The sequence below is a fragment of the Pseudotenacibaculum haliotis genome (genome assembly GCF_042684245.1).
GTDB classification, from domain to species: domain Bacteria; phylum Bacteroidota; class Bacteroidia; order Flavobacteriales; family Flavobacteriaceae; genus Polaribacter; species Polaribacter haliotis_A.
In genome coordinates, this window is sequence record NZ_JBHULH010000001.1 from 163,004 (window position 1) to 186,359 (window position 23,356).

Below are 23,356 nucleotides of genomic sequence, written 5' to 3' on the forward strand. Positions count from 1 at the left end.
CTTACCAGCCTTTTACTTTTCTATTTTTATGGCGAGTCTCTCACCACTCTTTGATTATCAGGTTGTTATCCTCGCCATTTTTGCAATGGCGACCCTATGGCGACCCTGGCGGAGCGGAGCCCGCTCTGGCAGGTACTATTTTTCTATCAATAAACTCTCAAGACATACATCTAATGCCTTGTTGATGCTCTTTTCTAAATCACCAAACTCATCTACATCGACAATTACATAAGAAAAAGAACTGCCTACTGGCGTCTCCTGCTTTTTGAGATACCCTTCTTGCACAAGCAAATTGTGGTATCGCCTTAATGAGCTTTCGGCAATTCTTAAATTCTTACGGATTTCACTGTTGGTGAACATCTCTCTCTTTTTCATCCCTAAGTAGGCTTTGAGCCTCTCAAGGTAATTTCGTGTGGCTCCGTTAAGGGAATCTGATTTTCTAAGGAGGGTGCCTTTAATCAGATCGTTAGCCATTTTAATATCATCAAGTGTTGTTTCTATATACTCCTCACCAGTCTGGGTGTCGAACTTCGACTCACGTTGGTGCTGGTGGTAGAACGTCACCGCTTCGATGAACTGTAAGTAGTGAGCGTTTGTTCTTCGTGGTTTAAAGACTGACTTTGGAAGCGTTAGGTATTCAGCAAACGGATTGCGAACGGTAACTGAAGTTAAAAGCCTCTGTACATTCTTAAGCAATGTTTGAGCGTCTATTTCCTCTTGGTAGTTAACCTTCCCCGCCGACATCTTTCGCTGGTAATTCATGATACGTTCGTCTTGCTCCTCGCTTTCATCTATGTAGAGCAGAAAGCTCCTGTTTGAGTTGTCCTCATACAAGCTTTCCTTGGTGGTACATCCTGCTACCGAGACAGGGCCCTCAACTACGAGGTTGGTGGTCTTACCCTGTCCGCCGAGTGATTTCTGAACTACCGACTTTGAGATACGCTTCTTGGTTTGCAATTCTCGAAGTGGATACAGAACATCATCGGCTCCATCTAAATCTTCAATGAGTACCAGCTTGTTTTTAAGCTCATTCTTCTTGAAGTAGTAAAAGCTATTGCTTGATAAGCTAGTGAGGCTGAGCCTCTCTTCTTCGGGGATGAGTTCGGCAACCTTACTCTGTAAATGAGTCTTCCCTGAACCGCTACTTCCAAAGCTCACACAGTGAAGCGGGTTCTCCATCTTGCGAGAGGTAAAGATGAGATACATGAGCAATCGGTTGGTTTCTTCTCCAATCACTCCGCTTTGCCCGATGTACCTATTGGTGTTTCTAAGCAGGTGTTTCGCCTTTAGAAAGTCCATTGCCGACCTACGCTCTTTTTTCTCCAATAGGTATTCTTCTGCTTCCTTTTCCTCAGCTTTATCCAAAACCTCAATGCGATAGTTCTCTAATAGGTGGATGAGCTCTTGGAGGCTTCGTCTTATAATCCCTGTGGAGATTTCCAAGTATTCGGCAATTCTCCTAACAAACTTTTCAACCCCATTGTGGTTATATAGGTCTAGGTTATGACGGATGGCATTGAACTCATCTTCGCACCTGTTTACCTTTAGCGTTACCTTCAACCTATCCAAACTGTATGCTCCCAGACCACCTAAAATGTGGAATTCAAGCTCCTCGGTTTGGAACAGAAAGTGGTGTTTATTGGAAGTATCAAATTGACTCATATTTTTTGAAGCACATATTTTATTCAAATATATGCTTTTAAACACAAATAATAAAATGTTTTTGTGTTTAATTGTATTTTTAAGTTATTTGACCTACTTTTGAAGTGAATTAAGACGATATTATGACTGAAACACAGCAAATCATCTCTCAGAATTTAAAAGCCATTAGAAAGGAGAAAAAGATATATCAGAAGGATATAGAGAAAAAGACGGGACTCCTGGCAAGTACCTATTCTCGTATAGAGAACATGGAGGTGGTTCCCAACTTGGGAAGCCTTGAAAAGATTGCAGAGGCACTAGAGGTTCCAGTCATAGAGCTCTTCAAGTCTCGTGAAGTTAAGGATAAGTCTTTGTTGGATAAGGTTGAAATGCTCAGTGGCTTATCGGAGTACAACCAAGAGGTCGTCAATATTATGATTGACACCGTTGTTGAGAAAGATCAACTGGAAAAATCGCAACAGGTGCAAATGAAAAAGAGATTGAAAGAATTAGATAGAATACGTAAAAAATAGATAACTATTCAAATCCTTTTTCTTCATTCTATTTTTTAAAATGGATGACTAAAAAATTCACATAATATCAAATACAATTCGAACAAATTAAATGCCCATTAAAAACATAATAGGCAACATGTCTTTTCTTTTTAGAATCACTATGAATTTGGGTAAATACCTTGTCTCCTCTTTTGAGTTTAATATTTACCTGAAAACTCCCAGTACTTCTCCTTCCACTTCCTTCTCCACTCCAAGCATGACCAATAGATAATTCATTTTTAAAAAGTATAATATGTACATCATCTTGAGTACCTCCATGATAGAAAGTATCTTTAACAAATGAAATAGAAAAATTATAAATACCATCAACTGGAGTAATAAATTCTGATCCGTTCCAACTCCACCCTTCATTAGATATTGTATTTGGGTAATTAAGAAGTTTATCAGTTCCAAATGAAACATGATTATCTCCTTGACCGCTAAAAGCTACACATTTAAAGCAACACCCTTTATTAGCATATTGACCTACACTTAGATTTTGAAGACTGTAATGCATAACTGCAGCTTGAAGTGTTGTGATAGTCCATGACTCCTGACCTCCCATTAGGTTATTATTGTTTAGAGAAGGTTTAGGAATGGGGCATTGCTTTGTGGGGCTGCATCCATGTATATCATAGATATAAAAAGGATCATTTTCATCACAAATCGGTGAAGCCCCACCTCCATTATAGGTATGAGTTAACCCTAGAACATGCCCTAGTTCATGAGCCCAATGTTGGGATAAAAAATAAGGAGGTATTGGGTTTAGCCGATTTCTAAAAGAATGAATATATTGTTTAAATGATAAGTTTGAGCTTGGAAATCGGGTATATCCTAGGGCAGGTTGAGGATTGTCAGGATCTGTCAAAAAGATATTCAATTGTGAATTCATTGATGCATCTCTTTGAAGCATTGCATTTACTAAAGGAGTATAATCCCAAGCCCCTAGATTACATAAAGCATCATCCTGATAAAACTCAATCCTATTCAAAACAAATCTAATTCGTGTATCTATTTTTTGTTCTAAAACTGGTTTTGAATTACATACACCTATATAGTTTGGTTCGTATATATTTTGATAGGATGCATTTATCCAATCGAAGATCTCTCTAAATCCCTTTATATGAGATTCATTATAATTTTTTTGCCCTGTTGAATCTTGAAAGACATGTAAATTCACACAAATAAAAGTTATAGGATCATCTTTAGAAGGAATGTAATCGATTAAATTAATTGATGACCTACTAATATATTGTGCCTTTTCATTTTCAATCGATTCAGGCATACAGCAAATAGTCTGCTCATTTAAGGGTTTAAACCCTTTATCTAGTTCTCTTTTTAAAGCTTGTTTTGATAGTCTTTCTAATTCTTTCATAGAGTTTTATAGAGTTTCAGGCATTTAATTCCCAATAATCAACGCCTCTAAAAATCTCTCTAAAATACTCATAATCAAACAATAAGAGAAGTGTAAAACCGCATTGAAAAATGCGGTTATCTGCATCAAAAACTTTTAAAAAATTCTGAAAGACTTATCTGGTGTGCATCCAATATTTTAAGCAAGCTTTCAAATTGGAAGTTTGTTCCTTTTTCCATTCTCCAATACTGCATTCGTGAAATGCCATGTTCGATAGCAAAGTTCTCATAACTGGTATAGCCTCTTTCCTTCCTTATCCTCTCTAATTCTTTAGCTATTAGAACAATTCTTGAATCCAGCTTTTTCTCATCCTTTTTTATCTGTTTTGCCATAATAATGGGTTTAAAACAAAGATGAGAGTTCAATAACTTTTATATTACCTCAATTAAATTACATCATTTATAAACATTTTTTTCTTATGTTTGATCTTATTAACCTAAAAATCAAGCATTATGAAAAAACAAATTTTAACCACCTGTTTTATTGCCTTGCTTTCTATGAGTTGTAGCGCTCAACTTTCAAAGAGTGAAGCTTTGAAAATAGCACGAAAGCAACTTCGAATTCAAAATTGTTACTGTGAAATCACAAAGTCAACAAGAAGCACTTGGAAAAGCTACAAACAAGATGCAAGTACCATTAGAAAACTGGAGAAAATTGGATTGATTACCACACGAAGCTACCAAGACACTCATTCAAAATTAGATAGAAGAACACATACCGTTATTGACTTTAAAGGAACAGCCAAAGCACGGAAGAGATATGGTTTCAAAGACACTCGGCATGGCTTTGGTGGGGCTAAAGCTCAAGTTATTTACTCAAGAGGTATAGTTACTAAAATATTGGGAATTTCTCTCTCTGCTGATAAAAATAAAGCAACCGTTCTTGTACGGATTGACTATGCTAAAACTCCGTTTGCTGAATTAGTAGGTGAACGCCATGAGCCTAGAAATTGTCATAAAAGAAGATATGAGGAAAAAGAAATCAACTTAATTAAATACGATACTGGTTGGAGAATAACGAAGAAAAAGAAATTTATGGGAGTTGAGTGGCCTGAGTAAATTAAACGTAATTGTCCTTTAGAGAAAAATGTCCTAAGTCGATTCGCCAAATTTCAAATGGCAATCTTTTAGGACATTTTTGGTTCGATTTAACGTAAGTTACTGGCTTTTACGACAAATCTCAATCCATTTTTTTTTGGATGCCCAAGATTGCATGTTGCTACAAACATAGTTTCCACAACATGCTATCTTGGCAAAGGAGCTCCTTTGCAATCCCTACCTTGGCAAAAAAAACGAATCTAATTCGAAACATGTTTTTATCTTTTAATAATTTTTTTAGTTAATACCCTTCCTTCATTTGACTCTAAAAAAAGTATGTAAATTCCAGAATCAAGGTTCTTCATAGATATTTTCTTAGTTATTTTGTTATAAGGTACATTATCAATTTCTCGTCCTAAAACATTATAAATCTTAATTAATTTTATAGATAGACTTCCTTTAAGTTGAATTGATAATTCGTTTGTAACCGGGTTAGGGTATAATTGGAAGGCTTCTTCCTTAAATTCATCAGCACTTAATGTCCCAGATGACAGGCTCGTCAATTCATTACCATTGTCCATATCTGTACCGCTAAACCAAAGCTTATTTTGATACACCAAAGGTTCAAATGAAGAAATAAGTATAATCTCTTTTGCGTTTCCTGTTAGGGCTTCTGTACCTATTGATGTCCCATCTGTTACCCAAAGCTGTTGAGAGTCAAAGTAAAACAGTTTCCCGTCATATTCTGTTGCATGCAAAAACTCTATTGACTCTCCTGTATCTGAAACACTTACAACTTTTATCGTTCCATTTTCTGTACCATCCGTTTTCCATAATTCAAAATCAGAAGTAGTGTTGTCGGAGGCTCTAAAATATAATTCATTTTCAAAAACAGTAAACCTTGGTAGGTTAATTCCATCTTCATTATTTCCTGTTTTTATGTCCTTAACTAAGCTCACCGAATTTCCATCTGATTTCCAAAGCTCTCTCCCTGTACTTTCATTATTTAAATAACCATGAGCTGTAAAATAAAGTTCATTATTAAATATGAATAAGTCTCTTGGATTACTTCCTATAATATTAAATCCACTACTTTGCGTATCATTTGGAAAAATATCAAACTTTAAGACGGTTCCTGAAGATGTTCCATCTGAAACCCATATTTCCGAGCCTGTAGGAGTACTTTCGGTACCTGCAACAAAATATAATAATCCATCAAACACTATAAATTCTTTAATCCCTGAAAGGTTTTCCTTTACTTTTACTGTTCCTGCTTCCGTACCATCTGTTTTCCACAATTCATTATTCATGATAAAAAATAACGCATTATCAAATTCTAGTCCCATTGTAGATGTTTCTCCTTTTTGAATATAATTTGGAGAGTTGCCAGAACCAAAATCTTTCACAGCTACGGTGCCTGCTTCTGTACCATTCGTTTTCCATAATTGAATAGAAGTATCTGTATTTCCTCTGAAATAAAGCTCTCCATTGTATTCAGCAAAGATTTCTCTATCATTTGTATTACTATCCATACCGTTAGAAGAACCTGTTCTGACATCCTTCACTAGAACAGTACCTACATCTGTACCATCTGTTTTGTACAATTCCATACCTACTCCAGAAACCGTAGCTGTGAAGAAGAGTTCACCATTCATTACATACATAGATTCTGGGGAATAACCTGCTCCTCCATTCAAATTTGTAGCAATAACCTGTGTTCCCGAAGTTGTACCATTTGTTTTATACAATTTTTTAAATGATGGTGTAATATCAAATGCTTGAAAGTACATTTCTCCTCCAAACTTGGTAAAATATCTAGGAGAACTCCCATTGCTTCCTGACCAAATATCAATTTGTTCAAAACTATATTGTCCATAACTTAGACTTGAAATAATAAGGGCTAAATAGAATAGTTTTATTTTCATAATGGTTTAATTTCTTATTTGATTATACAGTGTGTTTAAGTTATTTTTTAACTAACACTTTATTTTCTTCGTGATTCTTGAACTTGAAATTCAACTTCAATGTTAGATTTTACTATTTTCTCGGTACCATCATCCATTCTGATTTTCATTGTAAGAACATCAGAAAAACTTCCCGATACATTTCTTCTACTTTTGTAAACAGATTTTTTCCAACCTCCTACGGAACTGATTTTAGTATTCGTACACCCACTGAAATCTCCATCAATCCTCTTATAAGATTGATTGTTCTTTAAATCAATAAAGTTTAAGCTTCCACAACCTCTTGTGTATTCTTTTGCCTTGTGTTCTCCTACTTTGGAATCTCCCTGATAAGGTCTAGATATATAGTGTACTTGAAAACCACTTTCTGTCGTTAGCTTCGATGCATTTAGTTTGCTTACTCCCTCAAAAAGTTCTAGATTGATCTGACTCAAATAATTTCCTTTTTCTGGAGTAAAAACATGTGTTCCTTTTAGCGGCCCTTGATCAAAAGTAATTTTGATAAAATATTTTGGTTTCTTTTGACTATAACCAGCAGTTGCGATCAACATAAAAACCATTAGCCCTGCAAATAAAATCTTCTTTTTCATCATTAAAACATAGATTTATATTCACCTGAATTGATGGTTACCTTTTTCTTTCCATCGATCTTAATTACTTTAACATCTGCTCTTTCTCCACTTTTGGATTTTGAATTCAATTCAAGAACAAACCCTTCAATTGCACTCTTTTTCGTCATCCCTAGCATTGGCGCATATTTTGATTTGATAGGAAAATTATCTTTAGTAATCCACGCTGAAATACTTCCTCCGTCATTTGAATAGAAATATTCATGACATGTATATCCCATGATTGTTTTGACATTTCCTGTTTTCTTTAAGTCTTCTTTTGAAGGTACTTTGTCTGAATTGTCTAGTTGTGAAAATTGGTCTGCTGAAGATGATTTCTTAATCTTCATTCCGCCAGCATTGATAAATGCAATGATTTTTTTTGCAGTTATTACATTATAGATTTGTCCTGATTCACCATTATCCATCATCATACAAATCGTTTCCTTATTCTCATTGCTAAAAAGAATTTCAAAGGATGCTGTATCTCCTTTTTCTGTTGAAATCTCAATGGTTACACTTCCATCAAACTTATATGTAGCCTTTTCATCGGACTTCTTATTTTCTGAATCCGAAAGCGTCTTATCCAAAATTTTGTCTGCTTTCTTATCTATTTTATCTTCTACTTTTTTGGATACTTTGTTTTTTAGTTTCTTCCAGATTTGACCGTCTGTCTTGTTGATTGAAAATGCAAGAAGCATTATCAATATGACGATTTTCTTACTATTTGAATTGATAATCATTTTTAAAAATATTTCAGCTTAATGCAATTTTCTTCAAAAGGTTAACATCTTTCTTCAATTTTTTTATTCTAACTCTCCTCTTATTTTCTTTCAGAAAATCATAAGACCTTCCACAGGAAAAAAAATCGTGTATTTTTGTTTACCTTTTAAACTTTCTACCATTAATGACGGAAAATGAAGTAATTACTCTTCTAAGTTCTGGTGATCGTAAAACCCTTAAAAAAGTGTATACAGATCATAGATCTGCTTTTATTGCTTTTTCAAGAAAGTTTTCATTGGCAACAGAAGATATTCTTGATGCATATCAGGATACTATGGTTATACTTCAACAGCAGGCTTTAGAAGGAAGGCTAGAAAATCTGACATGTACTTTACGAACATATATATTCAGTATAGGGAAACGTATTTTATATGAAAAGATTCGTGTTAAAAATAAAAGGAGTGATATTCCTCTTTCTATCTCGGGAGAATACAATTACAAGGAAATTGTATCGGATTATTTGAATGATAAAAACGACGAAGAGTTACAGAGGTTAAAAAAAGTATTTCTTCAGCTAGGAAAGAAATGTCAAGAGGTGCTGACACTTTTCTACTATCGAGGTTTTACAAATGATGAAATTGCGGAAACCTTGGATTATGAAAATAAAAATGTTGTAAAAAGTCAGAAATCACGGTGTTTAAAAAAGCTAAAAGAACTCTTTAAACAGAAGTAATGGAAGAACAAAATTCATTTGACCATAAGGTAAAACGCATTATCAAATCTGTTGAACGCGATAAGCTTATTCAGGAATTCAAAGACTATGAAAATACTATAGGTCCTGAAATTGAGAGGAAGTCCTATTGGAAATATTGGATGAGTGCTGCTGCTATTCTATTGCTTTCATTTATTGTCTACTTTATGAATTCTGATAAAACGATGTCTACTGAAGAAATATACGATACTCATTTTTCCATGTATAAGAATACTGTTGTTCCTATTATTCGAAATGGAGATTTGAAAGGTTTAAGTTTAACAGAAAGAGCATTTACATACTACGAGTTGAAAAAGTATGATCAAGCACTTGTTGCTTTTGATTCACTAACTCGAACTAGCTCTATTGATACAGAGGCTATTAACCTATATCAAGCAAATATTTATTTACACAACAACCTCCCTGAGAGGGCTCTTTCATTACTTGATGCAATCTCCCTTGATCATGAAAAAAGAGATCAAGTGTTGTGGTATAGAGGCCTTACTTATTTGAAACTTAACAAAGTGCAAAAGGCTAGAAAAAGTTTTCAAAAATTAAAAGGATCGTCTACTTACAGGAAGGAACAAGTTTTACGAATTCTTGAAAGCCTTTCTAAGGTTTCTTCTAAAGAAGAAAACAATCAGTAGAATCAAAGAAATTCCAATGTAGTTCCAATAACTATTTTTGTCCAGTGGAGTTGTATTTCCTGAAATGGTAAATGCCGCCCAATAATAAGGTACTGCTAAAGAAGGCTCTTGATTCGTTTCTAAATAGTCTATTTTCGCCATTTGTAATGCCTTCGATTTTGAATTCCCTTCTTTTAAATGTTTGTAAAAAGAGACCATTATTTGCTGTGTGGCATCATCTGGAGCTTCCCACAAGCTAGAAACCGTTGCAGAAACGCCTGCATATGTAAACGCCCTTTGTAATGAAATATGTCCTTTGATATCGTCCATTGCTCCTTCTCCTGTACTACATGCACTTAAAACAGCCAAATCAGCTTGTAACTTCATTCCATACAACTCTTCTAAATACAATTTTTGACCTAGGTCTTCAGAAAAAATAAAATAACTCAACTCTGGGTGTTGCCCGTTAATTGAAGCATGCATCGACAAGTGTAATATTTTTGCATCAGGTGATTTGTTCAGAAAAAAGCTTTTGCTTGACTGGCTTCCTTCAAATAATTTCGTTTTATAAAGCTCGCTGATTTTCTCTGTTTCTTCTTTAGCTCCATTCAACTTTACAGAACTTCTATTGGTGATTTTATTAGAATAATTGGGTCTATAAATCTGTATCTCTTCAACTGTCTGGTTTTGTTGTTTTTTATTCGCAAAAACAAGATATGATGCATAAGAAATGGATTGATTATAAAGTAAATATTTTGAATCTTCATCAACCAATGCCTCAAAAGGAAGGTGGTACAAAATATCATCTGGTAAAATGATGATTTGTTCAAACTCACTTAAGGAAAAAGGGAGTATTTTTTTATATAGATTGTTTCCTTTCTCAAGGTCTTCTTTTCTAGTTTTTAGAATTCTAATGTATCCCTTTATTTCCTCTTGTAGTGTTGTATCAAATTCTATAGGGGATACATCTATTTCATCTTGTGTTATCCTGAATAGATACATCCTATCTCCTATTCTTTTATACTTCAAAGCACAAGTGTTTTCATTTAATTGCTTTTGAAAATTCTCATATTTGAATTCATTAAATATCGATGATGATATTGCAGGAAAATTCTTTTGTAAATATTCTCTATGATTTTCAATTTGTTTTTCTAAGGCAATGATTTGTAAACTATCATTCTTCTTCCTTAGTTGCACTATTTCCTTTCTCAACTGAAGCTCTCTATTAAAAATAGAATCGGGTAAAATCTCTTTGGTATGTTTTCTGTTTTGTAAGAATTCTTTCCACGCCAATCGATTCTCTATATTCTCTATTGCATTTACCATCTCTCCTACCTTTAAACTACCATTTTTTAAGATCCCATCAATTGCTAAGTGGTAATAGCTTTTTAACTTATCATTTAGTTCTTCTTTTCTATAACAATTTTTGAATTGCTGAAGTCCTATTACATACATTTGAGAGGAAAGTTGTAAAGCATCTCTATGTTCTGGAAAATGTTTTTGAATAATCCCAGGAATCTCAACTAATAAACCTGTATGGTGCAATTCTTCACTTGGTTGAAAGTTGGAAAAATCTGACGATAATTTCTCACCTCTGTGAATTAGAGTAATCATTCTTGAAAGCTCCACCTTAGCTTCACTAAATTTCCCTTGTTCTAAATATAGAATTCCTCTCTGAGCATGAAAAAAAGGAAGTCGCTCATCGTTTGCTTCAACACGTTCAATAATTTCTTTATTGACAAACAATGCTTTTTGGTATTCTTTACTATATCTAAGCTGCTTCGCAATATTGAACTTGAATTGTATTTCGTTCTTTGGGTATTTCTCTTTGTCTAGTATTGTTAGAGCTTTCTCAATGTATTTACCTCCTTCTAAAAGGGCACTTTCTCTTTCCAAATCTTCCAAATTATTGAGATAAAAGTCACCCACTATATTTAAAGATACAGCATACATCAAATTCTCGACATCATTAAACCTTCTTAGGTTTTTCATTTTTGAAAACTCCTGAATTTGTTTCACTAATTCTTTTTCTTGCTTTTTTGAACTGTACAATTCTACAAGTTTGTATCGGAATAACACCTCTTTAGAAGCTTGATTCTTATCAGCCACTACCTTCGATTTATTCTCTTTATAAACCGAAATCCCTTTTAAAATATAATATTCCGCCTCTTCTAAATATCCATATGTTATTGCTGTGCCTGCAATGTCGGCATAAATGGATAGTAAATAATCTAAATTTGGAGCTTTTAACGTTGTTAATATAGACTCAGCTTCTTTCACCGATTCATAAGATGTTCGATATTTTCCCAATGAATATTCAGAAAAAGCTCGGTCGAATAACATCATCCCTTTGAGATTTTGACCTCCCTCGTTATTCGGAGTATAAAGAATCGACTGGTTGGCTAGTTCGATTGCTCTTGTGTAATTGCTCAATTCATAATGAGCATTGGATTGCAATGCCAGTAACTCGGCATAAAACAAGCTATCAGTAGTATTTGGATCGGGAGGAATTTGAAAGCTTTGTTGAGTTACTTCTTTGTATTTACCTTCTTTATAGAGATTCTCAATAGAATTCAGTATATTACGTGTTTGAGCGTAGCTGAAAGAACTCACTAGTACTAAAAGGTAAATAGTTGTTTTTCTCATAATAAATACTTCAAAATGATTTTAAATATACTTAAATAAAGTAGGTTTATTAGGCATTTAAATTAAAGTGTTATTTTAACTTTACTATAAAAAGCTCCTTTGTAATCCTTGCACATTTCACAACAATAAAATGCCTTTTACCACTCTCTACCTCTACGGTTTTTTTGATTTTTGCAGCGAAGACCGTCTAGCCTTTTCTGCTCTCTAGTAAGAGCTTTTAAATGAGATTTATCAACACCTAAGGTAGTAAGGCGTAGCTTCCTATTTCCAAGCCGTACTCCAGCGAGTAGCTCTTTTCTATAGTAAGGTTGTAACTGTTGTTCTCGGAGCTTCTTAGTGAGTTCATCCAATGATTTACATTGCTTTGCTATTTTTTTAACTAAGAGACTGAGTCTCTCTTTTTCTGAGAGCACCCCACGAGACTTTTTCATATGCTTTTCTTTCTGCGTAAGGCGAAGCGAGAGGGCTTTTTTTTTGAGTGCTCAACAATTGAGTGACTGAGCTCCGGGAACCTCTGTTTCTGGTACTCCTGCAAACGAATCTTAAAAGCCTTGAAGTTCCCTCTGCTAATGCGGGTAGATTTACCATCCAAACCAACCCCTGCAATGACAAAGTGCAGGTGGATAGACTCTTCCCAATGCACCGCACAAACGCCAATTGACTCACTTCTGTTTCTTAAGTACCAAGCACCAATCTCTTCTAGCATATCTACTGTAATTTTGTGATTGTCCTCTGGTGAGAATGCAACAATCTCATGCCTGAGAACAACCCTGTTCTTATGGGTAAAACTTCTGTTCTCATCATTACGCTTAAAGGCGTCCACCCACCTCTTTGTATCATAGCCACGAATGTGACGTTTTACCAACACAGCTTCTCGGCCACACTGTTTGTCCATTGTCTTTTCAGGGGCAAAGCAGTAGTCCAGTAGCTTTTTCATAGCTGACCTCTTATCGCTCTTATGGGATATGGCTTTTACAATCATAACTGCTCTTCTATCTTTTCCAATCCATTTAGAATGCTGATGGGGTCTATACCCCTATTTTTATAAAGAGCCTCTTCAATAATGTCCATCAGTTCCGAGAGCTGAATTTTAACCTTGACATTGTCATTCGCAGTTGTTTTCAGAGCCCTTTGCTTGGCAAGGGTTGTGACCTTGATTTTCTTTTGTTTAGCACACTCTTTGAGCTGTCCAAACTGGTGCTTTGATACTCGAAAGGTAATCTGAGTATGGTTTTCTTTGTAGGTTTCTCGGTAGTGTTTTTGATACAGTTTTCGATATGTTTCTTTGGCTTTTTTTATCTCCTTATCGGAAGGATTCTCACCTGTAAAAAAAACATCCATGTACTCATGGACACTTTTGTATTTGCTATTCTTTTCCATTAGCGTTCTTGGTCTTGTGATTTTTCTTTCTTGCTGTTATTTAGCTTAGCTAACCGTCCCTTTTCAGGAAACAGATCGTAGAAGCGTATTTCTTTAAAGTCAATTTCTCTTTCTATCCAAAGTCCTAGCTTAGAGGTATGCCTCACTCCATCTATTACAACCGTAGTAAACCTTTGTATGGATTCGAGCTCAGAAACAGAAAAATACCCCCACTCATCTTCTAACATACCTGTGGCATATCCAAAACAAGTATTGGTTTCTTTGTCATACTCGGTAGCATACCATGTTGCTGAACCTAAAGGATCAAAAAACTTGGCTACAATAAGCGGGTTTTCATTTTCGGATTGGTCTCCAATCTCTTTAAATCGTGCTTCTAATTCTGGTGTTATCAGTTTCATAGTATTTGGTTTTAGTGGTTATTGTTCTCTCTGGTTATCCTTTTGCTTATCCTTGGCGAGCCTTTTGATTTCTGCCATACGTTGAGGAGTTGTTTCCTGAAGCATTTGGTGCGTCTTCTCTTTTATCTTTCGCATGTCTCTAATGTGAGAAAAGAGGTCTTTGTTGTTATCAAAATCAGGGAGACCTCCATAGCTGAGCTTTAAATTGGGATCTTCTAGAAAAGAGAAATAAATGTTTCCTGGACTATCTTCTCTTGGAATGCAACCCGTGAAGGTTCTATACATGTCGTAGATAGCTTCTCGGTGTTTTGCTTCGCCTAGTTCAAAGAGCTCCTTTTCACCTTCTATCTGGTGACTCTCCTTTAGAAAGTTCAGGACTAGTTTTCTTGAGATATTTTGCACCTCTTTAGGAGCTTTATATAACTTGTCGGGAAGAGAAAACTCCTTTGATTGCTTTATTAGGTTAAGACGCTTGTGGTAGCCCCTTAGCAAATAATCAATGGCATCGTGAAGCTCATGTAGAGAGTTAATCTTCTCCAACTCGACAACTTCAGTAGCGAACATAATTCCCTCCATATCTCGAGTAAAGTATTTGCTGGACTTATCATAGTCAAACTCTGCAAACTCTTTAATCGCTGAAAGAACGACCTTTTCGATTTCCTCTCTATTGTAGGTGTTAAATAATTCATCAGGATCAATAACCTTTTGATCTTCTATTATAAAGAGATAAAGTGCTAAGTAGTTTTGTAAATTTTTCATAGTGTTTAGTTTTATTTATAGTTACCGATCTGGTTCCTTGGCTTGGTCTGTATTGTTTTGTTTAAGTTCACTGAGTCTTTGCTGAGCTTTATTTCTATTTAGAGCAGAAGCAAAAAACGCATCCGCTTCATCGCGTTCAACCTTGCTCAATAACTCTTGTTCTCTGAACTTTTTCTGCTCTTTGTTCTCCTTCCTCTTATCGAGTCTTTTTACAGTTCGCTTTACCTTGCTCGCCTTAAAAAAGAGCCTGTGAAGCCCCTTCTCGGCAAGCTCCAGCAGTTTCGCTGGAGCGTTTGTAAGCACATCATTTTTTGTCCCCATCTTTCTGAGTTTTGTATTTGTCTAGTGGCAGGTATTGAGCCGTGTATTCCAACTGGAATCCTGACTCATAGTCTTCGGGAAGCTCCATTTCCATGTACCTGAGATACCTTCTGTTTTTATAGAAAGGTGTTGCCTTACAATAGAGAGGAAGAAGTCCACCGTTAGGCAAAATAATGACCCTGTCTCTACTCATTGTGCGTAATTCTTGTGCGGTCATCAGTTTTCGGGTACGCAAAATCTTCTTCTCCTTGTCCTCGTAATACTGGTACTCTCCGAGAGCCTTAGAGATACGTTCACACTCGGTATCTAGTCCACTCATATACACCTTGCATGCGTTGTTTAAGATGGTTTTAGTTGAATGCTCACCGTAGTTTTCGCTCAATTGCGATTCGCTCTGAAGTATCCCAAGAATAGAGAAGTATTTTCTCGCATTTGCTATCACCACTGGTAGGCTAGGTAGCGGAATTGAAGAAAGTTCATCTATTAGTAAAAACAGTGGATTATCTGTCGGATTGGGAATGTCATTCATTAGCTCTGAAAAGAGCTGTTCAAAGAACAACCCCAATATGGGGCTATAAAACTGCATGTCCATAGTTTTGATGTTTAAAAACAGGCAAATCTTTTCAGATTTTAGCCTTGAAAAATCAAAATTGTCTACGCTTGTAACGTCACATAGCTCAGGTGAGTTCCCAACAAAAGACAAAGCACTAATGGCAGAAGAGATAATGCTCGCCTTGGTATTCTCACTGTTGGCAATCACCGCCTTGTATGCGTGCCACTGTTTTTCTGTTGCCTTATCTGCAAAAAGCCTGTTAATAGTATCTTCATCACCTGCAAGATTTTGAAGCAGATAATATACATTAGCAATGTTCTGATGCACTTTAGAAGCATGACCTAAGAGAAACTCGATCATCAAACTAATCAGTTCTACCGACTTAATTTGCCAGAAGTCCTTAGATTTTTTGCTCCCCTTCACGACAAGCATTTCAGCTATCTTCATCACATCCGTAGAGGATTTTATTCGAGCCAGAGGGTTGTAGTAAATCGAACGTCCTTTATCGTTTGGGTTAAACTTTAGGACAGTATATCCTTTGGAAACTAAAAAGGCTTCGAGTTTTTCATTTTCTCCCGAAGGGTTGTTGATGATCATGCTCGAGTCAGTTTTCGAGCTTCCGATGCGAATGGCACTGGGTATCAGGCATACCGTCGTTTTTCCCGATCCTGAGGGTCCAAAGAACATCACGTGTTCCTTGGACTTCTGAATACTTAAAAACTTGGTTCCCGTAAGGGAAAGCCCCTCGTTTCTCTTGGAGAGTAAACTGCTCTCTTTTCCAAACTTGGCAGAGAGGAGCTTTTCTTTTTTGCCGAATCCTGAGATGGCGTCCAAGGCAAACTCGCTTCCCTCTTTTGCCATGTCAGATAGTGTGTCGATTAGTAACTTTATCATTTTTCGTAAATTTTTTAGTGAATGAATTTTTCTGTAACCTTGCTAACAAAGCCTGCAAGTATTTCTACCATCCGTGCTATGGCGTATATCAATAGCAACAGTAACTTCCATATCCCTTTAAGGATTCCTCCCAGAGCCTTTGCAAATGTGCTTCCTTTGCTACTCATAACTAAAGCGTTATGATGTGTACCTGAGATACCTTCACGGTAGCTCCCCTTGATTCAAATAAGCTTCGGTAAAGAGCAACCATAGCGGTGAACCCGAGGTCTTCCTCTGGCTTGGGTCTGTAGAGAATGTGTAGGGTAATTCCGGAGAGATTCTCAGGAATTACCACATGATCCTGAAACAGTTCTACTAGAGTCATTGGTTCTCTCAGGAGTTTTTGCAACTGACCCTTGTCGTACATCGAGAAGAGCGAGCTGTGCTCCTTAATATCAGAAACCAACAAGAGCGTTCGCTTCCCTTTCTGCTTCGACAGGTGTTCCAGTTCATCTACCACCAGTCGGAAGATCTCTGACCTTTGCAAGGGTTGTTGACTTTCTAGGGTACTCTGGAGCGTGTCTTTAAACTGCTTTAATAGCAGTCTCTTCTTTCTTCTCTGCGTATCCTCGTTAGAGAGCCAGCCGACTTCACCTTGCTGTAGCACAAACTGGTACTTCGGAGCGTACCTCGTTTCCGATACATACCGTAAGGAAATCTCAATACCATCGCTGTGGTGTCCCTTTTTGAGATAGGAGAGTATTTCCTTCGACGTAGGCTTGTAGCTTCCCTCTTCACTCAGATCAATAATTGTGCTTAAGTACTGAGTCTTGGGGTTGTGCTTATCACACCCTATAAAAAGCACAATAAGTATAATTGCTAACTTTTTCATGTGCTTTCTTTTATGAGGATGTGATCAAAGTAAGTTTTAAGCTTTGTAGGTTCTTCCAGAAAGGCTTTTGGGCTAACACCATCTTTCCGCTGAAAAAGGTTCTTTGAAATAAAAAGGCTAACCGCAGATTTGTATTCTGAAGCGATCGCATTCTCATAATGCTTTGCCATAAAACGCAAATTTTTCATCTGTGAGAGCCTCTTTTCCAATTCCTGTGGAATTTCTAAGAGTCGATCGTCAATCTCTCGAATATTATTTTGAATTTCCTTTAACTGATCCTTGATTTTGCTGTACTCAATATTCTTAGCAATATCAGTCTTTAAAGGTTTGTAGATAAGAGCGATAATCACCCCTGCTATCCACATAGCAAAGTTGATAATCACAAAACTCCACTGAGAAACCCCAGAGGTAAGTTGTCCCTCATTTTGCATATAGGAAATTCGAATGGTATTAAGGTTATAGAGTAATAGAAGTACCCCTATGACAATTCCCATTCCTACTAAAAGCTTTATCGATTTAGGTGAAAAATAGTTTAATACATCTTTAAACGAGTGAGCAATGACAAATAACACCGTGCAAAGACCAACCGATGCAACTAGAGCAGTAGCCTGATTTGGAGTAACAATGAGCAGAATTTTATAATTCACAGCAACTTCTCCAATACTAAGAGTCAAAAGCACTAACCTCCATTTGTATTTCCATCGTCTTATTAAATGAGAAATATCAGAAAGCTCTGAAAGTTCTTTTTGTAACACACGAATATCTTCAGATAGTTTTGCTTGCTTTTCCTTAAGTGCCTTTTGCTCCTTTTCATACGATCTTACAAGATCATCATCTGTTCTACTAAGTACAGCAAAAGCTCCAATGATCTTGAGTACTGTCTCCAGTAATACCTCAAACAAGCTTTTAATCTTAGGAAGAAATAAGATTTGTGGATCGTTAAGTTGTGGTCTTCCTTGCCTGGCCATATCTATGGCATAGGTGACGACTTCTTTTTGAATGAGCGGAATTCTTTTTGTAATCAGCTGATCCGCTTTTGGATGATAGAAGCTTACAACTTCTACCTTAGATTTTTTACGATTCATCTATATCATTTTTATGGTTATCCCACAAAAGTGATATAGGTAGCAATGTCATTTATAATCAGGGTGAAAAGTAGTTTATTCCTTGTGGATATATAGGTGTTTTACGTGAGAGGTTTCCCTATATTACTACTCATAGAGTAATTTAAACCGATTTTTCACCTCTTTCTTATATCGCTCACTAATGGTAAACATCTGGTTTACAACCGAAATTCTTGATTCGCTGATCTGCCCCGTTAGGTGCTTGGCTGAAATATTTACAATATAGCTCTCATTGATGCGTACAAAATGATAAGGGAGTTTTCCGATAATATCTGATAAGGACGAACGTAAGAAATAGTAATTCTTGTCTTTGGTTTGAAACCACAAATAATTAGCCTTGAGCCTCTCCTGTTTATCATCTTCATTTATAAAAGGCTTAACGGTAAAAAAGCTGATATCTGAAAACTGTACCGGAACTTTAGTGATTTCTTTATGACTGGTATCTTTCATATCACTGAGGTACATAATAAGCCCCATTATGCCATTTTTGAAAAAGACGTTGGTCTCGCTATTTCTCTTTTGAAGTGTTGTATGTATGGAACGAATGATTTCTTTTTCATTGAGCCTGGGTTTACTTTTAACAATAAAATGCTCGTGATGTGTATTAAGTCCTTCGTAAAAAGTCCTATCATCATCAAATCCCGTAAGATAGATAAACAAAATGCCATAAGTTTCATAGAGCATTTTGCCCAAATCCAATCCTGATAGTTTACCCTGTAGATCAATATCTAAAAGGACAATATCAGGTCTCTTCTTTTGGATTCTCTCTAATGCTTTTTCTACACTGGGTGTAAAATCATCAATCGTGTATCGTTCTTTTCCCAGTACTTTTTTTAGGCGTTTGTACAAAAGTGCTTCATCTTCTACTATTAATATATGCGCTCTCATAATATTAGGGTAATGTTTAGTTTATTTCTTTTCAAAAGAGCAATGAAATTTTACTCCATCAGCCCCATTTAACTCAAAGCTTCCTCCAAGTTGCTCGGCAAGGAGTTTGATAACGTCCATACCGAAAGTATCAACTGAGTTTAGATCAAAATCTTTAGGTAATCCGATTCCATTGTCTGCAAGATCTATTCGGTAGTATTTACCTTGAGCTGTAATGCTGATAGTCACTGTTCCGTCGTTTCTTCCTTTAAATGCATATTTATAGGAGTTGGTCAAAAATTCATTGACAATAAGTCCAACAGGAAAGGACTGTTCTACCTCAAAAGTTACCTCAGAACCAATATCCATTAAGATGGTTACAGGCTTATCAGAAAACGATTGTTGCACGCCCTTTATCAAAGCACCTATGTACTCTTTAGCAGATACCTGAGTAATCCTTCCTTTGGTTTTATACAATAGCTCGTGTACTTTGTAGATGCTTTCAATGCGATTTTGGAGCTCAGAGAGCTTTTGTTTTCCCTTTTTATCTGGCATTCCATCTTTTGCCGTATCAATAAAAGTATCAATGATCGCAAGGTTGTTTTTGATACGATGGTGAAGTTCTCTCTGTAATTTTTCAATGATCTTTTTCTGCTTTTGGTTTTTTCGGTAGAAGTAGAAAAAGACCGTCAGAATAGTTATTGAGGTCGCAAGTCCAATAGCAAAAAACCACTTCCGTTTGTTTTCTATCTCCAGTTCCAACTCTTGCTGGGCGGTCAGTTGTATTAGCTTGGCATTTTCTGCTTCTTTCTTTTGGGTTTCGTATTTAGTCTCAATCTCATTGATATCTTTTAGCTTTTCAGCAGAAAGCAAACTATCACTTAATACTTTGTATTTCTCATAATAGATAAGAGCATTTTTGTAATCCCGCTTACTTTTTCTAATATCAGCTTTTGTCTTATATACACTTGCCAAAACTGTTTTAAGTAAATATTTGCTAGAGCCTTGATTTAAAACCTGATTTATATACCTTTCTGACTGATCAACTTTTCCATTTTGAAACAATGCCCTAGATAAAAATACTTTAGAACTCAAAACGTTATCTTTCATTTCAATTCTTTGAGATAACTCTAGTGCGTTTTTATGATAAACAATCGCTTGTGGGTAGTTCTTTATCTTCTCATAGGTTTCCCCCAAATTTGAATACGCTTCAATCAAGAAAACATTATCAGAAAGCTTTTTATAAAGATCAATAGCTTGCTTAAAGTACTCAATGGCTTTGTACAAATCTACTTCGAGAGCTTTCAAACATTTCCCTAAATTCTTTTTATTATCGGCAATCCCTATTGTAAAATCAATTTCCTTAGAAATCTTAAGCCCTTCTTGTGCATACTTTATTCCTTTCCCATATTGTTTTAACTCATAATGACAAACCGAAAGGTTGGTCAGTGTATTGATATATCTTCTTGGGTTTTTGTTAAAGTCTTTATGCTCTAGTGCTTTGACGTAATATTTTATTGCCTTCTCAAAATTTTCCTCGGAGAATGCCATTCCCCCGAGATTGTTATAAACTACAATGTATTTATCTTTCCTGCCGTACTTTTCAATAATCTCAATGCATTTTTCATAATAGAGCTCCGCTTGTTTGAAATTTCTTGCATACCTATATGTAGTTCCTATGTTTAAATAGTCAGAGTATAGGTTTTTCTTTTGCCCAATCCCCTCTAGAATTTGCACGTTTTTTTTAAATAGAGAGATGGCTTGTCCAAACTTCCCTTCCGTTATAAGCAGGTTTGCTTTATATCGATTACCAAAAGTGAGCATTTTGTAGTCTCTTGTTTTCTTAGAAAGGAGCATTAAAGTATCCAGATAAATAAGCCCTGCTTTACTATCGGTATAATAAAATTGCGTGCAAATTTTTTGAAGCAATTTGATTTTTGAGGAATCACTATGGTGCTTTCTATACTCTAAAAGTAGACTGTCTAGTTTAGCTTGTTGAGCAAAACTCACAGTAGTTATAAATGTCAAAGCAATAACCAAAAGAGCGATAATTCTTTTTCTAAAATTGAGACTGCGTTTCATTTTTTATGATCTGAGTAAATCAAATCTATGCAATCAGGCTGCTAATTTTCCACGTAAATTACCTTAAACAAGAAGTGTAAACAAATTTCACCCTGTAGGGTGAACCTATTTTTTGCTTGAGAATTTTCATTTCCACGCTACTTCTTGTTTTTTTCACGCCATTTATAGAGGTTCTCTCAAAGATGAAATTCCATAGTAATTCCATAGCTAATTTTACAATCGAAATAGAGCTTGTGCACCAATTGATGGCTCTTTCAAAAGCGTTTTGCAAAACAGATTGTGTAACATCCAATTACCAGAATCCTAGGTACTGAATTGGAAAAACCAAATGAGGGAAATGAAAAAAAGAATCCTCTATTGTTTGTTTGCACTCTGTATAATTGGAACAACAACATCATGCTCAATCGACGAAAGCGATGATATACTTATTCCTACTTACAGCACAGGAGACGAAGGAGATGATCCGGTAATTCCTCCTAAGGGTGGTGATTAAATTTGCTCTTCTAATGTTTGAAAAGCCTTTTACTTGAAATACAGTAAAAGGCTTTGTTTTTTTCTATCTTTAACCTGTCCCGAAAAAAAATTACTAGTTATTCCAATGAGTCGGATTTTTCCACTAATACTTATTTGCGTTTTTTTTACTTGTTTCTCTTTTGGGCAATCGGTTGAGCAATCAGAACTTGAAACTATCATTCAGACAAAAAGTGATTCTTTAAAAAACAGACGCTTACATGATTTTATTTATCGTAGTTACGTAAAAAAACAATGGGATTTATTCCATAAAGCTCGAAAAATACATCTTAAGTTTTCAAAAAAAAGAAAAGATTCAGCTTCTTATGCCAACACCTTAGAGTTTACCGGTTCTTACTTTCAAAACCATGCGGTAAGACCCGATAGTGCTTTTTACTATTTTACAAAAAGTAAACACATCTATCAGCGTCTTAAAGATTCTTCTGGCATTGGAAGAACACTTCTCAATAATGCAATCCTTAGAAAAAACATTCATGATTACGCCGGGAGTATTGCAACATCCTTTGAATCACTAAAGTATATCAATCCAAACCAGCAAAGATCAGTAGCGTCAGCATATAATAATTTGGGAATTTCTTTTAACCAACAAAAAGATTCTGCCGATGCCATCAAGTATCACTTAAAATCATTGACTCTTCGGGAAAAGCTCACCAAGTATCCGCATCTAAAATTACAATCGATTAACAATTTAGCTAAGGTCTATAAAGACATTGCTCATTATTCAAAAGCAATTGACTTACTAGAACCTTTTATAAAAGACAGCAATGCTTATAAAAAACACCCTAAGACCTATGCTATGATGTTGGATAATTATGGTCATGCACTTTTTCTGTATGGAAAAAAGAAAGAAGGATCAGGGGCTATGGAAACAGCTCTTAACATCCGAAAGAAAATCGCTCACAAAGACGGAATCGTGATTAATAAAATTCATCTCGCTGAGTATTATCTGTGGGAAAAAGATACTACAAAAGTCATTTCTTTTGCTAGGTCTGCAAATGTTCTTGCCAAACAAATCCTCAATTATCGTGACTATCTAGCTTCTATGAAATTCCTTGCCGATGTCTATAAAGGCGATGATTCTAAAAAGCTATATCAAAAATATAATCATGTTAAGGACAGCTTAGCCCTTGCAGATAGAAGGCATAAAGATCTGTTCAATCAATTTGAGTTTGAGTTAGATGAAAAACAAAACGAACTCTTAACTAAAGATAAAAAGTTAGCTGCTAATCAATACATCTTTATAGGCATTGGAATTATTGCTTTTTTAGGAATTATCCTTTTTATGATTCACAGGCTTAAAATTCGTAAGCTTAAAAAACAATTTGAAAAAGGTTTTAGACAATACCTTATCGATAAATACAATCTGTCTTCACAAAATATTGAGTTTTGGGAAGCTTGGCTACTAGACCTAAAACCAAAAGAGCTTTCTGAAAAACTCTTTATATCCATTGATGCTGTAAAATCTAGGCGACAATCACTTCGAGATAAGGTCTATAAAATTCAAAAGCTAGAGGGAAACTTTACTCAATCTAGAGCTATTAGAATCTACAATCAGGAGCTGGAAAATTTCAAAAATCACAGCTAAAAGTAACTCTTAATTCTCTAAAGCATA

General features: G+C 35.6%; 25 protein-coding genes. 7 read left to right on the forward strand and 18 right to left on the reverse strand.

Going from position 1 to position 23,356, the window contains the following annotated elements:
* Positions 1–135: 135 nt before the first annotated feature.
* A complete protein-coding gene (locus ACFSRZ_RS00800) occupies positions 136–1,662 on the reverse strand; it encodes a hypothetical protein (protein ID WP_379664610.1) in 1,527 nt (508 codons plus the stop codon).
* A gap of 122 nt (positions 1,663–1,784) precedes the next feature.
* Here ACFSRZ_RS00800 and ACFSRZ_RS00805 point away from each other — a divergent pair, with 122 nt between their 5' ends.
* Positions 1,785–2,174, forward strand: coding sequence for a helix-turn-helix domain-containing protein (locus tag ACFSRZ_RS00805; protein ID WP_379664611.1), 390 nt, complete (start codon positions 1,785–1,787; stop codon positions 2,172–2,174).
* Between the two features lie 67 nt (positions 2,175–2,241).
* On the opposite strand, the gene ACFSRZ_RS00810 is transcribed toward ACFSRZ_RS00805, so the two are convergent.
* Together ACFSRZ_RS00810 and ACFSRZ_RS00815 are read right to left on the reverse strand one after the other, a co-directional pair.
* Positions 2,242–3,570 carry a C1q-like domain-containing protein gene (locus tag ACFSRZ_RS00810; protein WP_379664612.1) on the reverse strand — a complete coding sequence of 443 codons (1,329 nt, stop codon included), beginning with the start codon at positions 3,568–3,570 and terminating at the stop codon, positions 2,242–2,244.
* A gap of 125 nt (positions 3,571–3,695) precedes the next feature.
* Positions 3,696–3,941, reverse strand: coding sequence for a helix-turn-helix domain-containing protein (locus tag ACFSRZ_RS00815; protein ID WP_379664613.1), 246 nt, complete (start codon positions 3,939–3,941; stop codon positions 3,696–3,698).
* 120 nt (positions 3,942–4,061) lie between these two features.
* Here ACFSRZ_RS00815 and ACFSRZ_RS00820 point away from each other — a divergent pair, with 120 nt between their 5' ends.
* Positions 4,062–4,667, forward strand: a complete 606-nt coding sequence (locus ACFSRZ_RS00820; protein ID WP_379664614.1) for a hypothetical protein — start codon at positions 4,062–4,064, stop codon at positions 4,665–4,667.
* 257 nt (positions 4,668–4,924) lie between these two features.
* On the opposite strand, the gene ACFSRZ_RS00825 is transcribed toward ACFSRZ_RS00820, so the two are convergent.
* From ACFSRZ_RS00825 to ACFSRZ_RS00835, 3 genes are read right to left on the reverse strand one after another with little or no spacing between them, the layout of a single operon-like run.
* Positions 4,925–6,571, reverse strand: a complete 1,647-nt coding sequence (locus ACFSRZ_RS00825; RefSeq protein WP_379664615.1) for a T9SS type A sorting domain-containing protein — start codon at positions 6,569–6,571, stop codon at positions 4,925–4,927.
* 59 nt (positions 6,572–6,630) lie between these two features.
* Positions 6,631–7,200 carry a hypothetical protein gene (locus tag ACFSRZ_RS00830; protein WP_379664616.1) on the reverse strand — a complete coding sequence of 190 codons (570 nt, stop codon included), beginning with the start codon at positions 7,198–7,200 and terminating at the stop codon, positions 6,631–6,633.
* A 2-nt stretch (positions 7,201–7,202) separates the two neighbouring features.
* Positions 7,203–7,961, reverse strand: a complete 759-nt coding sequence (locus ACFSRZ_RS00835; protein WP_379664617.1) for a DUF4412 domain-containing protein — start codon at positions 7,959–7,961, stop codon at positions 7,203–7,205.
* Positions 7,962–8,125: 164 nt separating this feature from the next.
* Here ACFSRZ_RS00835 and ACFSRZ_RS00840 point away from each other — a divergent pair, with 164 nt between their 5' ends.
* Together ACFSRZ_RS00840 and ACFSRZ_RS00845 are read left to right on the forward strand one after the other, a co-directional pair.
* Positions 8,126–8,674, forward strand: a complete 549-nt coding sequence (locus tag ACFSRZ_RS00840; protein WP_379664618.1) for an RNA polymerase sigma factor — start codon at positions 8,126–8,128, stop codon at positions 8,672–8,674.
* Positions 8,674–9,339, forward strand: coding sequence for a tetratricopeptide repeat protein (locus tag ACFSRZ_RS00845; protein WP_379664619.1), 666 nt, complete (start codon positions 8,674–8,676; stop codon positions 9,337–9,339). Before ACFSRZ_RS00840 ends, ACFSRZ_RS00845 begins: the two co-directional genes overlap by 1 nt.
* Here the strand turns inward: ACFSRZ_RS00845 and ACFSRZ_RS00850 are convergent.
* The 8 genes from ACFSRZ_RS00850 to ACFSRZ_RS00885 all read right to left on the reverse strand — a co-directional run bounded on the left by ACFSRZ_RS00850 (position 9,283) and on the right by ACFSRZ_RS00885 (position 16,269).
* Positions 9,283–11,964, reverse strand: coding sequence for a CHAT domain-containing protein (locus tag ACFSRZ_RS00850; protein WP_379664620.1), 2,682 nt, complete (start codon positions 11,962–11,964; stop codon positions 9,283–9,285). The genes ACFSRZ_RS00845 and ACFSRZ_RS00850 overlap by 57 nt on opposite strands.
* A 137-nt stretch (positions 11,965–12,101) precedes the next feature.
* A complete protein-coding gene (locus ACFSRZ_RS00855) occupies positions 12,102–12,395 on the reverse strand; it encodes a hypothetical protein (protein WP_379664621.1) in 294 nt (97 codons plus the stop codon).
* On the reverse strand, positions 12,392–12,901 hold the full coding sequence (locus tag ACFSRZ_RS00860) for a relaxase/mobilization nuclease domain-containing protein (RefSeq protein WP_379664622.1): 510 nt from the start codon (positions 12,899–12,901) through the stop codon (positions 12,392–12,394). Before ACFSRZ_RS00860 ends, ACFSRZ_RS00855 begins: the two co-directional genes overlap by 4 nt.
* Before the next feature lie 41 nt (positions 12,902–12,942).
* Positions 12,943–13,344, reverse strand: coding sequence for a hypothetical protein (locus ACFSRZ_RS00865; RefSeq protein ID WP_379664623.1), 402 nt, complete (start codon positions 13,342–13,344; stop codon positions 12,943–12,945).
* On the reverse strand, positions 13,344–13,742 hold the full coding sequence (locus ACFSRZ_RS00870; protein ID WP_379664624.1) for a DUF2958 domain-containing protein: 399 nt from the start codon (positions 13,740–13,742) through the stop codon (positions 13,344–13,346). Before ACFSRZ_RS00870 ends, ACFSRZ_RS00865 begins: the two co-directional genes overlap by 1 nt.
* A gap of 18 nt (positions 13,743–13,760) precedes the next feature.
* Positions 13,761–14,501, reverse strand: a complete 741-nt coding sequence (locus tag ACFSRZ_RS00875; protein ID WP_379664625.1) for a hypothetical protein — start codon at positions 14,499–14,501, stop codon at positions 13,761–13,763.
* 21 nt (positions 14,502–14,522) lie between these two features.
* Positions 14,523–14,822 carry a hypothetical protein gene (locus ACFSRZ_RS00880; protein WP_379664626.1) on the reverse strand — a complete coding sequence of 100 codons (300 nt, stop codon included), beginning with the start codon at positions 14,820–14,822 and terminating at the stop codon, positions 14,523–14,525.
* On the reverse strand, positions 14,806–16,269 hold the full coding sequence (locus tag ACFSRZ_RS00885; protein WP_379664627.1) for a type IV secretory system conjugative DNA transfer family protein: 1,464 nt from the start codon (positions 16,267–16,269) through the stop codon (positions 14,806–14,808). The genes ACFSRZ_RS00880 and ACFSRZ_RS00885 overlap by 17 nt, the downstream gene beginning before the upstream one ends.
* 21 nt (positions 16,270–16,290) lie before the next feature.
* Here ACFSRZ_RS00885 and ACFSRZ_RS00890 point away from each other — a divergent pair, with 21 nt between their 5' ends.
* Positions 16,291–16,452 carry a hypothetical protein gene (locus ACFSRZ_RS00890; protein WP_379664628.1) on the forward strand — a complete coding sequence of 54 codons (162 nt, stop codon included), beginning with the start codon at positions 16,291–16,293 and terminating at the stop codon, positions 16,450–16,452.
* Here ACFSRZ_RS00890 and ACFSRZ_RS00895 read toward each other — a convergent pair.
* The 4 genes from ACFSRZ_RS00895 to ACFSRZ_RS00910 all read right to left on the reverse strand — a co-directional run bounded on the left by ACFSRZ_RS00895 (position 16,439) and on the right by ACFSRZ_RS00910 (position 21,171).
* On the reverse strand, positions 16,439–17,140 hold the full coding sequence (locus tag ACFSRZ_RS00895) for a hypothetical protein (protein WP_379664629.1): 702 nt from the start codon (positions 17,138–17,140) through the stop codon (positions 16,439–16,441). The two genes, ACFSRZ_RS00890 and ACFSRZ_RS00895, sit on opposite strands and share 14 nt — an antisense overlap.
* Positions 17,137–18,225, reverse strand: coding sequence for a hypothetical protein (locus ACFSRZ_RS00900; RefSeq protein WP_379664630.1), 1,089 nt, complete (start codon positions 18,223–18,225; stop codon positions 17,137–17,139). The genes ACFSRZ_RS00895 and ACFSRZ_RS00900 overlap by 4 nt, the downstream gene beginning before the upstream one ends.
* Before the next feature lie 126 nt (positions 18,226–18,351).
* On the reverse strand, positions 18,352–19,152 hold the full coding sequence (locus tag ACFSRZ_RS00905; RefSeq protein WP_379664631.1) for a response regulator transcription factor: 801 nt from the start codon (positions 19,150–19,152) through the stop codon (positions 18,352–18,354).
* 21 nt (positions 19,153–19,173) lie between these two features.
* Positions 19,174–21,171, reverse strand: a complete 1,998-nt coding sequence (locus ACFSRZ_RS00910; RefSeq protein ID WP_379664632.1) for a tetratricopeptide repeat-containing sensor histidine kinase — start codon at positions 21,169–21,171, stop codon at positions 19,174–19,176.
* 403 nt (positions 21,172–21,574) lie between these two features.
* Between ACFSRZ_RS00910 and ACFSRZ_RS00915 the strand changes: the two genes are divergently transcribed.
* Together ACFSRZ_RS00915 and ACFSRZ_RS00920 are read left to right on the forward strand one after the other, a co-directional pair.
* A complete protein-coding gene (locus tag ACFSRZ_RS00915) occupies positions 21,575–21,706 on the forward strand; it encodes a hypothetical protein (protein WP_379664633.1) in 132 nt (43 codons plus the stop codon).
* 33 nt (positions 21,707–21,739) lie between these two features.
* Positions 21,740–23,329, forward strand: coding sequence for a tetratricopeptide repeat protein (locus ACFSRZ_RS00920; RefSeq protein ID WP_379664634.1), 1,590 nt, complete (start codon positions 21,740–21,742; stop codon positions 23,327–23,329).
* Positions 23,330–23,356: the final 27 nt, after the last annotated feature.